Source organism: Modicisalibacter coralii (assembly GCF_004117855.1).
Lineage (GTDB): Bacteria > Pseudomonadota > Gammaproteobacteria > Pseudomonadales > Halomonadaceae > Modicisalibacter > Modicisalibacter coralii.
Map to the genome: position 1 here is coordinate 150224 of NZ_QWBW01000012.1, position 14179 is coordinate 164402.

13 protein-coding genes are annotated in these 14179 nt (G+C 68.5%); 7 read left to right on the forward strand and 6 right to left on the reverse strand.

Going from position 1 to position 14179, the window contains the following annotated elements; translation table 11 throughout:
- Positions 1-2 precede the first annotated feature (2 nt).
- A complete protein-coding gene (glyQ, locus tag D0901_RS08060) occupies positions 3-950 on the reverse strand; it encodes a glycine--tRNA ligase subunit alpha (protein WP_129139786.1) in 948 nt (315 codons plus the stop codon).
- Between the two features lie 128 nt (positions 951-1078).
- Between glyQ and rfaD the strand changes: the two genes are divergently transcribed.
- The 3 genes from rfaD to D0901_RS08075 all read left to right on the forward strand — a co-directional run bounded on the left by rfaD (position 1079) and on the right by D0901_RS08075 (position 4140).
- Entirely contained in the window at positions 1079-2035 is a 957-nt protein-coding gene (gene rfaD, locus D0901_RS08065) for an ADP-glyceromanno-heptose 6-epimerase (RefSeq protein ID WP_129139787.1), read from the forward strand.
- The gene (waaF, locus tag D0901_RS08070) at positions 2028-3050 is read left to right on the forward strand and encodes a lipopolysaccharide heptosyltransferase II (protein ID WP_129139788.1); all 1023 of its coding nucleotides are present in this window, start codon (positions 2028-2030) and stop codon (positions 3048-3050) included. Before rfaD ends, waaF begins: the two co-directional genes overlap by 8 nt.
- A gap of 160 nt (positions 3051-3210) precedes the next feature.
- A complete protein-coding gene (locus D0901_RS08075) occupies positions 3211-4140 on the forward strand; it encodes a hypothetical protein (RefSeq protein ID WP_233440381.1) in 930 nt (309 codons plus the stop codon).
- Here D0901_RS08075 and D0901_RS08080 read toward each other — a convergent pair.
- From D0901_RS08080 to D0901_RS08095, 4 genes are all read right to left on the reverse strand, one after another.
- The gene (locus tag D0901_RS08080) at positions 4137-5708 is read right to left on the reverse strand and encodes a sulfatase-like hydrolase/transferase (protein WP_129139789.1); all 1572 of its coding nucleotides are present in this window, start codon (positions 5706-5708) and stop codon (positions 4137-4139) included. The two genes, D0901_RS08075 and D0901_RS08080, sit on opposite strands and share 4 nt — an antisense overlap.
- A 78-nt stretch (positions 5709-5786) precedes the next feature.
- On the reverse strand, positions 5787-6554 hold the full coding sequence (locus D0901_RS08085) for a glycosyltransferase family 2 protein (RefSeq protein ID WP_129139790.1): 768 nt from the start codon (positions 6552-6554) through the stop codon (positions 5787-5789).
- Positions 6554-7642 carry a glycosyltransferase family 9 protein gene (locus D0901_RS08090; RefSeq protein ID WP_129139791.1) on the reverse strand — a complete coding sequence of 363 codons (1089 nt, stop codon included), beginning with the start codon at positions 7640-7642 and terminating at the stop codon, positions 6554-6556. Before D0901_RS08090 ends, D0901_RS08085 begins: the two co-directional genes overlap by 1 nt.
- Positions 7643-7696: 54 nt before the next feature.
- Positions 7697-8443 (reverse strand): 3-deoxy-D-manno-octulosonic acid kinase, encoded by a 747-nt coding sequence (locus tag D0901_RS08095; RefSeq protein WP_129139792.1) that lies wholly within the window; start codon positions 8441-8443, stop codon positions 7697-7699.
- On the opposite strand from D0901_RS08095, the gene D0901_RS08100 reads away from it, so the two are divergent.
- From D0901_RS08100 to D0901_RS08115, 4 genes are read left to right on the forward strand one after another with little or no spacing between them, the layout of a single operon-like run.
- The gene (locus D0901_RS08100) at positions 8442-9533 is read left to right on the forward strand and encodes a glycosyltransferase family 9 protein (protein WP_129139793.1); all 1092 of its coding nucleotides are present in this window, start codon (positions 8442-8444) and stop codon (positions 9531-9533) included. The two genes, D0901_RS08095 and D0901_RS08100, sit on opposite strands and share 2 nt — an antisense overlap.
- A complete protein-coding gene (gene hldE / locus D0901_RS08105; RefSeq protein WP_129139794.1) occupies positions 9530-10960 on the forward strand; it encodes a bifunctional D-glycero-beta-D-manno-heptose-7-phosphate kinase/D-glycero-beta-D-manno-heptose 1-phosphate adenylyltransferase HldE in 1431 nt (476 codons plus the stop codon). Before D0901_RS08100 ends, hldE begins: the two co-directional genes overlap by 4 nt.
- Before the next feature lie 2 nt (positions 10961-10962).
- Positions 10963-12282 (forward strand): lipid IV(A) 3-deoxy-D-manno-octulosonic acid transferase, encoded by a 1320-nt coding sequence (gene waaA / locus D0901_RS08110; protein WP_129139795.1) that lies wholly within the window; start codon positions 10963-10965, stop codon positions 12280-12282.
- A 56-nt stretch (positions 12283-12338) separates the two neighbouring features.
- Positions 12339-13337: a 2-hydroxyacid dehydrogenase gene (locus D0901_RS08115; RefSeq protein ID WP_129139796.1), complete on the forward strand. Its 999-nt coding sequence runs from the start codon at positions 12339-12341 to the stop codon at positions 13335-13337.
- 17 nt (positions 13338-13354) lie between these two features.
- On the opposite strand, the gene rpiA is transcribed toward D0901_RS08115, so the two are convergent.
- Positions 13355-14026: a ribose-5-phosphate isomerase RpiA gene (gene rpiA, locus D0901_RS08120; RefSeq protein WP_129139797.1), complete on the reverse strand. Its 672-nt coding sequence runs from the start codon at positions 14024-14026 to the stop codon at positions 13355-13357.
- Between the last annotated feature and the right edge of the window lie 153 nt (positions 14027-14179).

The following is a 14179-nucleotide window of genomic DNA, read 5'->3' on the forward strand; positions in this document are numbered from 1 at the left end:
GCTCAAGCGTCTCCCTGTTCTTCCAGCAGTTCGCGACGCAGGGCATCCGGCGCCATGGGGAAGCCGGCAGCCTTGCGTGATTCGTAATAGGCGTGGGCGACGTCACGGGCCATGGTGCGCACGCGCAGGATATAGCGCTGACGCTCGGTGACCGAGATGGCGTGACGGGCGTCGAGCAGGTTGAAGGTATGCGAGGCCTTGAGCACCATCTCGTAGGCGGGCAGTGGCAGGCCGGCCTCGAGCAGCTTGCCGCACTCGCCCTCGAGGTGATCGAAGGCACCGAACAGCGCCGGGACGTCGGCGTGCTCGAAGTTGTAGGCCGACTGCTCCTTCTCGTTCTGCAGGTAGACGTCGCCGTAGGTCACCCGCGAGCCATCGGGCGCGAGCGTCCAGACCAGGTCGTAGACGCTGTCGACGTCCTGCAGGTACATGGCGATGCGTTCCAGGCCATAGGTCAGTTCACCGGTGACCGGGTAGCACTCGATGCCGCCGGCCTGCTGGAAGTAGGTGAACTGGGTCACCTCCATGCCGTTGAGCCACACTTCCCAGCCCAGGCCCCAGGCGCCGAGGGTGGGGGATTCCCAGTTGTCCTCGACGAAACGGATGTCGTGAACCAGCGGGTCGATGCCCAGACGCTCGAGCGAGCCGAGATAGAGAGCCTGCAGGTCGGCCGGCGACGGCTTCATGACGACCTGGAACTGATAGTAGTGCTGCAGGCGATTGGGGTTCTCGCCGTAGCGGCCGTCGGTGGGACGGCGCGAGGGTTGCACGTAGGCGGCATTCCAGGTCTCGGGGCCGATCGAGCGCAGGAAGGTGGCGGGATGGAAGGTACCGGCCCCCACTTCCATGTCCAGCGGCTGCATGATCACGCAGCCCTGTTCGGCCCAGTATTGCTGCAGAGCCAGGATCAGGCCCTGAAAGGTAGTCACGTCTGGTATCGACTGTGTCATTGGCGGGTCACCGTTGGCCCATGAATTCACGAACCGCCAAGTATACAATTAGCGGTTAATCGGTTATAGGCACCGTGCCGAATTGCCCTCGGGCGGCGCGGAATGCTCATCCACGGAGGATTCGCGAGATGATCGTAGTGACGGGCGGCGCCGGGTTCATCGGCGCCAATCTGGTGAAGGCGCTCAACGCGCGCGGCCACGACGACGTGCTGGTGGTCGACGACCTGACGGACGGCACCAAGTTCGTCAATCTGGTCGACTGCACGCTGGGCGACTACCTGGACAAGGACGACTTCCTCGAGCGCGTGAAGGCCGAGCTGCGCGGCGAGAGCGCCGGCCTGCCGCCGATCGAGGCGATCTTCCACGAGGGCGCCTGCTCGGACACCACCGAGTGGGACGGTCAGTTCATGCTCGACAACAATTTCGAGTACTCCAAGGTGCTGCTGCACTACTGCCAGCACAAGCGGATCCCCTTCCTCTACGCGTCCTCGGCGGCGACCTACGGGGGCAGCGAGGTGTTCGTCGAGGCACCGGAGCACGAGAAACCGCTCAACGTCTATGGTTACTCCAAGCTGCTCTTCGACCAGTACGTGCGGGCCCGCTGGGAAGACTTCACCAGTCAGGTGGTGGGCTTTCGCTACTTCAATGTCTACGGGCCCCGCGAGCAGCACAAGGGCAAGATGGCCAGCGTGGCCTTCCATCACCACACCCAGGTGCAGGCAGGCGAGAACCCCAAGCTGTTCGGGGCCTGGGATGGCTTTGATGCGGGCATGCAGAGCCGCGACTTCGTCTATGTGGGCGACGTGGTCGACGTGAACCTGTGGTTCCTCGACAACCCCGAGGTCTCCGGCATCTTCAATCTGGGAACCGGCCGCGCCGAGCCGTTCAAGGCGATCGCCGAGACGGTGATTGACTACTACGACAAGGGTGAGATCGAGTACATCGACTTTCCCGAGGGGCTCAAGGGGCGCTACCAGAGCTATACGCGCGCCGATATCACCCGGCTGCGCGAGGCCGGCTATAAGGCCGAGTTCAAGACGGTTCGCGAAGGGGTTCGCGCCTACCTGGACTGGTTGAATGGCTGACGCGACGCCCGCGCCGCGCCTGCTGGTCGTCGGCCCGTCCTGGGTCGGCGACATGGTCATGGCGCAGAGCCTGTTCATCACGCTCAAGCAGCGTCACCCCGGCGCCCGGCTCGGCGTACTGGCCCCGGGCTGGTCCTTGCCGATTCTCGAGCGCATGCCCGAGGTCGACGAGGCGATCGCCCTCGACGTCGGTCACGGCGAGTTCGGCTGGCGGACGCGGCGGGACGTGGCGCGGTCGCTCAAGGGGCGCTTCGAGCGGGCGATCGTCCTGCCGCGTTCCTGGAAGTCGGCGCTGGTGCCGTTCCTGGCACGTATCCCCGAGCGGGTCGGCTTCACCGGCGAGCAGCGCGTGATACTGCTCACCGAACGGCGTCGCCTCGACAAGGCGCGGCTCGATCAGACCGTCAAGCGTTTCGTGTCGCTGGGGCTCGATGCCGGCGAGGCGGAGGGCGAGTTCGCGATTCCCGCACCGCAGTTGCGAACCGACCCCGCGAACCAGCAGCGGCTGCGGGAGTGTCTGGCGCTGGAGAGCGATCGTCCGGTGATCGGCATGATGCCGGGGGCCGAATACGGCCCCGCCAAGCAGTGGCCGTTGACGCACTTTCGTGAACTGGCCGAGACGCTGGGTCGACACGGCTATCGGGTCTGGGTGCTGGGCGGGCCCAAGGACGCCGAGGACGGCGAGGTCATCGCCGGCGGTCTCGATCACGTCGTCAATCTGTGCGGGCGTACCCAGCTCGCCGACGCCGTGGACCTGCTGGCCGCCTGCGAGCAGGTCGTGACCAACGACTCCGGGCTGATGCATGTCGCCGCCGCCGTCGGCACCCGGATCCAGGCGATCTACGGCTCGTCGTCGCCTGCCTACACGCCGCCGCTCACCGCTAACGCCGCCATTCATGACCTGGCCCTGGATTGCTCGCCCTGTTTCCAGCGGGTCTGCCCCCTGGGGCACACCCATTGCCTGCACCATATCCTGCCCGATCACTTGCTGCGGGCCATCGAGACCCGCGATTGAGGCGCGCAGGCGCGACAGCGCCTTCACCGTTACCCGGACGTTGGCCGCTCGGCAGGCACCGGATTGGGCATTTTTGTTAGCCTGTTAATTTTTAGTGGCTTGGTTTATACTGCTATCAAAACGCCGTTCTATAATTGGCTTCGGAATCCGGGTCACACGCATGTCTTTCTTCCTCCACCGGGGGATCGAAACGCCCTCGCTCCCCCTTCCACCGAGCGGAGACAGGGCCTTCGCGCCACTGCTCGATGCGCGGATGCGCTGGCCGGTCCGGCGTGCCCGCTGGCAGGCCGCCCTGCGCGACGGTTTCCAGCGCCGTGTCGGCATCCCCATCGAGGAGTCCTGGTGGCATCTCTGGGAACGGCATCTGCCCGGGGGGGATCGGCTGGAAGGCCTGGGTCTGCCGCGGCGTTCCCTCGAATCGCGGCTGGGCGAGCGACTCGTCGTGCACGTCGACCCGCGTGCGCTGGTCCGCAGCGTCGACTGGCGGGGCACCGGTCGACATCGGCCCTCGTCATCGGCCTTCGTCTGGGACGGCGACTGGGATCTGCGCCGGGGCGACCTGCGTCACAGCTCGCGCTACCGGTTCATCAGCGACATCGACGCGCATCGTCACGATCTGCGCCTTACCGAACGCTTTCGCCAGTTGCACGCCCGGCTGGAGAGCGGCCGCCCCTGGTCATCGTACCAACAGGGCATTCTGCTCGACTCGGACGAACGGATCCTGACCTACCTGCGGGTCTACCTGAGCTTCCTCGACGACATGACCCTGCGCGGCTTCGATGCCACGCGGGGCAAGGACGTCCTCGGCGTGGCGGTCACCCGCGAAGGCCGGCTGTTGAAGATCAACCGCGGCTTGCATCGCCTGGCGATGGCGCAGCGCCTGGGTCTGCCGTCGATTCCGGTCCAGGTGAAAAGCGTTCACCGCCAGTGGTGGGACGCGGTCGTCGCGGGAGCGCGGGGCAGCCAGGCGCTGGAGCGGCTCGCCGAGGCGCTACCCGGCTGCACGCCGGAGTGGCGGCCCGGGCCGCTCGATCCGGCGCCCGACCTGGGCGAGGTCGCCTGGCCCGAGCCACGTCATACCCTGAGCTAGGGTGGCGCCCCGTTCGACCACAATCGCTGCTGCAGCGCCCGCTCCTCGTGAAGGCGGGCATTGAGAGCCTCGACGCCGTGGCGTTCGACCAGCGTCCGGGCCGGCGACAGCAGCGAGGCACCGAGACCGGCACGGTGCGCGGGGATGCCATAGCCCATGGCCTCGAGCAGGGTGGGGAGCACATCCACCATCGACGCTTCGCGGTGTACGGTTCGCGGCGACAGGCCGTTACCCAGCAGCATCAGGGTGTTTTCCCGGGGGCCGGCGATCAACGACTGCCAGGCGGAGTTCTTCATCGACAGGTGATCGCTGGCCACCACCACCAGGGTATTGTCGAGCAGGCCTTCGCGGTCGAGCCGGTCGATGAAGCGTCGCGCCAGCCAGCCGGTGCACTTCACCGAGTAGAGGATGTCCTCGCCGTCGAAGGGCCCCTGATTGTCGAGACAGGCCTGGGCGGGGTGCCCGTAGGGCGGGTGCCCGGCCAGGGTGATGGTGAACAGGCCGAACGGGCCTGGTCGTGCCTGCAAGCGGCGAACCTTGTCCACGGCCATCTCGAACAGCGAGTCGTCGTAGAGCCCCCAGCTGTTGAGGTAGTTCGGGTCGTCGAGGCGCGGGCGCAGGGCCTCGCGGCCCAGCACCTCATCGAAACCGTGCTGGCGGTAGAACAGCCCCTTGCCGGCGAATTCGTTGCTCGCGCCGCCCATGAAGGCCAGTTGATAACCCTGGGCGGACAGCAGGTCGCCGAGGCAGTCGACGCCGGGCACGACACGCTCGAGCGGCTCGAGCTGGTTGTCGTCCATCAGGCCGGCCGGTATCAGCGGGATGCCGCACTGGCTGGAGATCATCCCGGCCACCGTCCAGCCGGTATTGTCGAGCTGGCGGACGCCGTGGAACACCACCCCGCGTCGTCCCAGGGCCTTCAGGTCCGCGTAGGCATCGCCGAATCGCGAAGTGTCCGCATAGGTGCCCTCGGTACTTTCCAGATAGAGGTAGATCAGGTTGGGCGGATCGGTGGGTGTCGCCGTGATCTCGGGGGGGACGTAGCGGCGCTCCAGCCAGGCGCCGTCCTCGGCGACGATCGCCGCGCCCCGCTGGGTGATGCCGAACAGCAGCGGGTTGAAGGCCAGCAGGAAGAGCACCAGCGGGCGTTCGAGCAGGCGCCAGCGGTGATCGGCACGCACCAGCCAGGTGAAGACCGCGAGCATGACCAGGCCGGCGAGCGTGTAGAGCGCCCCGGCGACGATACGCTCGCCGCTGCCGTTCTCGCCGATGCCGGCCTGCAGGTGGAAGACCACCGCGCCGATGTCGACCTTGCCGAAGGTGTCGGCCAGGTAGAGATAGATCCACCACAGGGCCAGCGGCAGCAGCGACCAGGGCCAGGCCTTCGGCGAGCGTCGTGCGTGGCGCGGCGCCCCCCAGCGAAACAGCCAGGCCAGGGCCAGCCAGCCGGCGATGACCGGCAGCGACCAGAGGTGGGGGAGGGAAAACGCCGTGGTGGTCGTGTAACCGACACACAGGCCCAGATAGGCCAGGGCCCACCAGCGCCAGGCGGGGAGTCGAATCGACATCTGCGAGAATCCTTTCAGGCAATGCTGGCCAGATTAACAAGCCCATCACAGCGCTGTCATAGATTGATCACGATTCTGTCATGTTTCCTCGGTGCGGGCGGCCTCGTTCTCGTAGAGCTCGTTGAGCTTGGCGTACTTCATGTAGGCATGAAACGCCGTGGTCAGTGCCACGGTCATGCCATCGGCGCCCTGGAACAGCCCGCCCTTGAGCAGCAGCTTGCGTAGCGTGGCGCTCAGGGCATGCAGCGTGGGGCGCAGCGAGGAAGGCGCGACGCCGCGCTCCTTCATCGCCCAGGCATCGCGGGTCGACAACTGATCGATGCGCTGCATCCAGTGCGACAGGCTCGCGTAGGTGAAGTGACGAATATGCGCCGACGTCCGTTCGACCCGCGGCGCCTGCACCGAGGAGTGCGCCTTCTTGGGCAGGTAACCGGCGGTGGTGCGGTTGTAGAGCCGGGTCACGGCATCCGGGTAGAAACCGGCCGCGCGGATCCAGTGCCGGCCCACATAGTTCTTGCGGCGAAAGGCGTAGGCCGTCTGCGGATCGTCGAGTGTCAGCCGCTCGATCAGGGCGATGGCGTCCTCGTCGAGACGCTCGTCGGCGTCCAGGGCGAGTATCCAGTCGTTGCCGGCGAACGGCACGCCATGCGCCTTCTGCGGGCCATCGCCGAGATAGGCCTGCGGGATGACCCGGGCCCCCTCCGCCTCGGCCAGGGCGACGGTGTCGTCCTCGCTGAGCGAGTCGACGACGATCACCTCGTTGCAGACGCGCCTGAGCGAGCGGATACAGTCGACGATGTTGTCCGCTTCATTGAGGGTGATGACGATACCGGTGATCGCAGGCATCAGACGGCTCCGGGCGAGGATGTCGCGTCACCGGCGACGGGAAGGGTCGGCCACCACTCGGCAATCCGGGCGGCGGCGGCGGGGATGTCGATACGGGTCATGTCGGTCTCGCTGTCGCGACCGGGCGGCGGGCTGAAGGCCAGGCGGTGTGTCTCGCGATTGCAGGTCTGCCAGCGTAGCGGCGTGGCCGAGCGCTTGGCGGGGTAGAAGCCTGCCGTGGGGACATCGAGGCAGCCGGCGACGTGCAGCGGGCCGGTGGAACCGGCGATCAGCAGGTCGGCGGCCGCCAGGCTGCGGGCGAAGGCGGTGAGTCCCGCGCGGGGCGGCAGCAGCACGGCAGGAATGTCTCGCGCGTGGAGGCGATCGGCCAGATGCTGGGCCGCGTCCCGCTCCTGCGGACCGAAAGTGAGTACCCACTTCGATTCGAGGTTCGATGATTCGGCGATTGCCGTCACCAGATCGGCATACTGGTCCAACGACAGGTTGACCGCCGAACCGCCGCTGCCCGGGTGCACGAAGGCCCAGCGGCAGGCCGGGTCCAGATTCAGTTCCTCGGCCAGCCCGCGTCGCTCTTGCCGGCGGGTCTCGGCGGCCAGCGGCCAATAGGGCGGTTCCAACCGGGGCGGCGACTGATGCATCGCCGCCAGCAGCGACTCGGCGAGCTCGAGGTTGTAGCGGTACTCCGGTCGTGCCGAGCGCGAGCGCCGCTGGACGACGCGCCGATTGTAGAAGACCTGGGCCCACTTGGTGGCCGGCGCCAGGCGCAGCGGGATGCGCGCGCGCCAGCCCAGCCAGCCGACGCGTGGCGTCGAGAACAGCGTCAGCAGGGCATCGAAGCGTCCCGTGCGCAGGCGCTCGAGCAGTGCCCGTTGCGCGGCTTTCGTGCCCTCGGCGCCGGGGTCGAGGATCACCTCGTCGATCCACGGGCAGCACTCGGCCAGGGGGGCGGTATAGGCGGGCACGAGCACGCTGATCCGGTTGCCGGGGTGGGCGCGCTTGAGGCACGCCAGGGCCGGCCAGGCGAGCATGAAGTCGCCGAGCTTGTCGTTGCGCACGACCAGGATGCGTCGTCCTTTGCTGAGTGTCATCGCGGTTTCCGGCTGCAATCTCAAGGCGCCCGACACGGCGTCGAACGTGGCGGATTATACCCGACCGCCGGCGCCCCCGGACACGTCGCGGGCGGCATAGCCGCGGCGGATGGTTGGCGAGCAGGCCGTGGCGGCGAACTTCGCCAGCGAGCGTTCCAGGCGCTCCAGGTTGCGTTCCCGCCAGGCGCCGGGGCGGCGCAGGCGGCAGCGGTCGAGGTCGATCAGCCAGACCGTCTCGTCGGGGGTGACCAGCAGGTTGCGGGCGTTGAGGTCGACGTGGTCGAGCCCGGCGTCGTGGAAGCGGCGGATCGTGGCGCCGACCCGCTCGAGCAGCGCGGTGTCGGCCTCGCCCAGACAGTCGGCCAGCGACCGGGCTCCCGCGAGGCGCACCGTGAGCAGCGCCGCGCGGTAACCCAGCCGGTGCCGGTGGACCCAGCCGGCGACGGGCCGTGGCACCGGCAGGCCCCGCTCGAAGAGCCGGGCGGTGAGACGCAGTTCGCGAAAGGCCCGCGAGCGCTCGTGGCCGGTCCACAGGTAGCGGTCCTCGCTGAGGCGGGCGATCATCCCGCCGCGACGATAGGCGCGCAGGACCCATTCTTCCTCGGCGACACCCACCACCGAGGGGTCGACGAACAGGCTGGCACCCCGCCCCGGGGCCTGGCCGACGATGGCGTCCCGCGCCCGCCAGAAGGCCCCGTTGAACCAGGCGGGGCCGATTTGTGGCGGCGTCCGTGCGTCACATAGAATGCCGGCATCATGTAAAATGAAATCTTTTCCCATCCGGAACGTTGCCAACTGCATGAAGCATCCTCTGCCTGCCCAGCCCGCGCACATCGCGATCCTGCGACTCTCCGCGCTGGGCGATGTCTGCAACCTGGTGCCCACCGTGCGCGCTCTGCAACGCCAGTGGCCGAATGCCCGCATCACCTGGATCATCGGCAAGGGGGAACACAGTCTACTGACCGGCCTTTCCGGGGTCGAGTTCGTGGTCTACGACAAGGCGACGGGACTCGCCGGCATGCGCGAGATCTGGCGGCGCCTCGCCGACACCCGCTTCGACGTGCTGCTGCACATGCAGCAGGCGCTGCGGGCCAGCGTGCTGTCGCTGGGGCTCAAGGCCGGCGTGCGGGTGGGCTACGACCGGGCGCGGGCCAAGGACTGGCAGTACCGCTTCACGCACCGCCAGATCCCGCCGCATCCGCGGGCCCACGTGCTGGAGTCGTTCATGGACTTCGCGCGCCTGCTGGGCGTCGAGGACACGCATCTGGCGTGGGACCTGCCGATTCCCGACGAGGCCCGTAGCGAGGCCCGCCGACTGACCGGCGAGGCCCCCTATGCGCTGATCAGCCCGTGTGCCAATCCGCGGCTGCGCAACTTTCGCAACTGGTCGGCCGAGGGCTACGCCAGCGTGATCGGCCATCTGTGGAGCCAGCACGGCCTGAAGAGCGTGCTGACCGGCGGCGGCAGCGCCCAGGAGCGCGAGATGGGCGAGCGGATCCGGGGTCTGGTCGGCGACGAGGCGGTCGTCGACGCCATCGGGGCCAGCTCCCTCAAGGGGCTGCTGGCACTGATCGACGCGGCGCGGCTGGTGATCGCCCCGGATTCCGGGCCGGTGCACATGGCCAACGCCCTGGGCCGTCCGACCGTGGGGCTCTATGCCACCACCAATCCGCAGCGTGCCGCCCCCTATTGCTGGCGCGACTATGTCGTCGACCGTTATCCCGATGCCGTGCGTACCTACCTGCACAAGCGCCCCGAGTCGATCACCTGGGGCCAGCGGGTACGCCATCCCGACGCCATGAGCCTGATCCACGCCGACGACGTGATCGCTCGCATCGAGCAGGTACTGGCGCTTGGCTCTTCCGACCGCGATGCTGGAGTTCCGCGATGAAGCTCGATCTGACCGCTCTGGAACAGGCCCGCCTGCTGGTGGTGGGCGACGTGATGCTCGACCGCTACTGGCACGGCGGTACCTCGCGGATCTCGCCCGAGGCCCCGGTACCGGTCGTGCGTGTCGACGAGTCCGAGGATCGGGTGGGCGGGGCGGCCAACGTCGCGCTCAACATCGCCGCGCTGGGCGGCCACGTGGCGCTAGCCGGGCTGACCGGCGACGACGACAATGCCGAGGTGCTCAGGGCTCGGCTCGATGCGGCTGATGTAAGTGCTTACTTTCAGCGGAGCCCGCAAGTACCAACGATCACCAAGCTGCGGGTGATGAGCCGCAACCAGCAGTTGATTCGTCTGGACTTCGAGGAGAGCCTCGCCGAGGTGGATACCCGCGAGCTGCTCGACAAGGTGACGGCGCTGTTGCCGCAGACCGACCTGGTGATCCTCTCCGACTACGGCAAGGGCACGCTCAATCGCGTCGAGGAGCTGATCGCGACGATCCGCGCCGCCGGCAAGCGGGTGCTGGTCGATCCCAAGGGCAGCGACTTCCGCCGTTACCGGGGGGCCAGCGTGATCACCCCCAACCTCACCGAGTTCGAGGCGGTGGTCGGGGCCTGTCGCGACGACGACGAGCTCGCCGCGAAGGGCGAGCGGCTGCGCGCCGAACTCGAACTCGAGGCGCTGCTGATCACCCGCAGCGAAAAGGGCATGACGCTGATCCGCGAGGGCCACGCCCCGTTGCACCTGCCGACCCGGGCCCGTGAAGTCTTCGACGTCACCGGTGCCGGCGACACGGTGATCGGCGTGCTGGGACTGGCGCTGGCCGCCGGCCACGCCTACCCCGAGGCGATGACCCTGGCCAACCTGGCCGCCGGGCTGGTGGTCGCCAAGCCGGGGACCGCGACGTTGTCGGTCGCCGAGCTCTACACCGCCCTGCACGGCGACAAGCTCGCCGAGTTCGGGGTGATCGCCGCGCCCGCCCTGGTCGAGGCGGTGCGCGCGGCGCAGGCCCGCGGCGAGCGGGTGGTGATGACCAACGGCTGCTTCGACATCCTCCACGCCGGTCACGTCGCCTATCTCGAGCAGGCCCGGCGGCTCGGCGACCGCCTGATCGTGGCGGTCAACGACGATGCCTCGGTGGCCCGGCTCAAGGGGCCGCGACGACCGATCAACCCGCTCGAGCGGCGCATGCAGGTGCTCGCCGGGCTGGCGGCCGTGGACTGGGTGGTGCCCTTCGACGACGACACCCCGGCGGGGCTGATCGAGTCGGTGCTGCCCGACGTGCTGGTCAAGGGCGGCGACTATCGCCCCGAGGCGATCGCCGGCGGCGAAGCGGTGATCGCCAACGGCGGCGAGGTGCGCGTGCTGGGCTTCGAGGACGGCGTCTCGACCACCGCGATGATCGGCACCATCCTCGACCGCGAGCGCTGAGCATGCTCGACCCCCGGCTCGCCAGACGCCTCTACAGCGGCGTCCTCTATCTGGCGGCTCCGCTGATCGGCTGGCGTGTCTGGCGCGAGTCGGCGCCCGGTCATCCGCGGCGTGAGCGGCTGGGCTGCATTCCGCGCCAGGCGCCGGCGCCGCGCCTCTGGATTCATACCGCCTCGGTCGGCGAGGTGGTCACCGCCGCGCCGCTGATCCGCGGCCTCATCCAGCGCTATCCGGCGACCGCGATCATCGTGACCACCATGACCGCCACCGGCGCAGAGCGCGTGGATTCGCTGTTCAGAGGCGAAGTGAGTCATTACTTCTTGCCGCTGGATTTCCCCGGGGCGACACGCCGTTTCCTCGATCGGCTGGCGCCCACGCTGGCGATCGTCGCCGAGACCGAACTGTGGCCCAACCTGCTCGAGGCCTGTGCCCAGCGTTCGGTGCCGGTGCTGCTCGCCAACGGCCGCTTGAGCGAGGGCGCCTTTCACACCTACCGCCGCTTCGCCGCGCTGTCGCATGGCATGCTGCAGCAGGTGGCCTGGGTCGGCGCCAAGTCCTCGCTCGACGCCGAGCGTTTCCGGGCCCTGGGCTGCCCGTCCGAACGGGTCGTGGTCACCGGCGCGCTCAAGTTCGATCTGCAGGTCGACGAGCGGCTGCGTGCCGATAGTGAGCGCTTGCGTTCGCGGTGGGGCGAGCGCCCGGTGTGGGTCGCCGGCTCGACCCATCCCGGCGAGGACGAAGCCGTGCTCGCCGCTCATGCGCGCTTGCGTCGGTCCCATCCGCAGGCCCTGCTGGTCCTGGTGCCGCGCCACCCGCAGCGCTTCGAGGCGGTCGCCGAGCTGTGCCGCTCGCAGGGCGTGTCGCTGGCCCGGCGCTCCCGCGGCGAGACGCCGACGGCGGATACCGCGGTGCTGCTCGGCGATACCATGGGCGAGCTGATGCGCTTCTACGGCGCCGCCGATCTGGCCTTCGTCGGCGGTTCGCTGGTGCCGGTCGGCGGCCACAACCTGCTCGAGCCGGCGGCGCTGGGCACGCCGGTACTCAGCGGCCCCCAGCTCGACAACCTGCGCGAGATCGCCGACACCCTGGCAGCGGCGAACGCGCGCTGCGAGGTCAGCGATGGCGATGCGCTCGGCGATGCCCTGATCGCGCTGTTCGACGACCCCGACGAACGGCGCCGGCTGGGCGCCGCCGGTCAGGCCGTGGTCGACGACAACCGCGGCGCTCTGGCCAGGACCTTGGCCGAAGTTGGCACTTACATCGAGGCGGCGTCGGGCGGCACGCCGCCGTCCGGTTCCGAGGCTGCGGCGTCCGGTCGCTGACCGCGAAACGCGATCGCGATTAGGCTGAAAACTTCATGAACATCCAGGAGTCCGTCATGCACGTGACCGTCTACAGCACCCAGCCCTACGATCGGCGCTTTCTGGAGGCGATGCGCGAGACACGCTTCGCCGATGCCGGTATCCAGTGGCACTTCCAGGAGGCCGCGCTGAACGCCGAGACGGTGGCGCTGGCCCACGGCAGCCAGGCGGTCTGCGTGTTCGTCAACGACAGCCTCGACGAGGCGGTGCTGGCCGGGCTGCACGCGGCGGGCGTGGAGGCGGTGGTGCTGCGCTGTGCCGGCTACAACAACGTCGATCTCGAAGCCGCGCGGCGACTGGGACTGTTCGTCGCCCGGGTGCCGGCCTACTCGCCGGAGGCGGTCGCCGAGCACGCCATGGCGTTGATCATGACCCTCAACCGCAAGACCCACCGTGCCTACAATCGCGTTCGCGAGGGCAATTTCGCCCTCGATGGCCTGCTCGGCGAGACGCTGTTCGGCAAGACCGCCGGGGTGGTCGGCACCGGGCGTATCGGCCTGGCCATGGCGCGCCTGCTGCACGGTTTCGGCTGTCGGGTGCTGGGCTTCGACCCCTACCCCAGCCCCGACTTCGCCGCCTGGGGCGAGAGCGCGGCCCTCGACGACCTGCTCGCGGCCTCGGATATCGTCACGCTGCACTGTCCGCTGACCGACGCGACCCACCATCTGATCGATGGCGACGCGCTGGCACGCATGAAGCCGGGGGCGATGCTGGTCAACACCTCGCGCGGGGCGCTGATCGACACTCCGGCAGTGATCGAGGCCCTCAAGGCGCGACGCCTGGGGGCGCTGGCGATCGACGTCTACGAGCAGGAGAGCGAGCTGTTCTTCCGCGATCATTCGGCCGAGATCATCGACGACGATCTCTTCGCCCGCCTGACGAGCTTCCCCAACGTGCTGATGACCGGCCATCAAGGGTTCTTCACCGCCGAGGCGCTCGACGAGATCGCCCAGGTCACCTGCGAGAACCTGCTCGCCTTCCGTGACGGGTCGCCCTGCGCCAACCGCCTCGCCTGAACCGCGGGGGTCGGGGCTCAGCGGGTGTGGCGTTCGATGCCGCTTTCGGTGCCCAGCAGCAGCACGTCGGCGGGACGCCGGGCGAACAGGCCGTTGGTGACCACGCCGACCAGATTGTTGAGCTCGGCCTCGGTGCGCGCGGGCTCCTCGAACAGCGCATCGAAGCAGTCGAGGATCTGGTTGCCGTTGTCGGTGATCACGCCGTCGCGATAGACCGGGGTCATGCCGAGCCGGACCAGCTCGCGGGCAACGTAGGAGCGGGCCATGGGAATCACCTCGATGGGCAGCGGAAAACCGCCCAGCACCTCGACCCGCTTGGAGGCGTCGGCGATGCACACGAAGCGCTCGGCGCAGGCGGCGACGATCTTCTCGCGGGTCAGCGCGGCGCCGCCGCCCTTGATCATTTCCAGCCGGGCATTGATCTCGTCGGCGCCGTCGACGTAGACCGGCAGGCTGCCCACGTGGTTGAGCTCGAACACCTCGATGCCGTGATCCTTGAGGCGCTGCGCGGTGGCCTCGGAGCTGGCCACCGCGCCCCGGAAGTCGTGCTTGTACGCGGCCAGGGCGTCGATGAAGCAGTTGGCGGTGGAGCCGGTGCCGACGCCGATCACCGCGTCGGCGGTCAGCAGGGGCCGGATTTCATCGATGGCGGCGGCGGCGACCGCGCGCTTGAGTGCGTCTTGGCTCATGTCAGGGCTCGCTGGTGAATGGCGTGCGCATTATAGGCGAGCCGTCGCCCGCTGTAGATGGCCGGCCGCGCCCGGCAACGCGGCGCGCTGGACGAGTCGCCGTCGCTTCTGCTACCAATAGGGGTTCTCTCCATGCCGGGCGCAATGCCCACG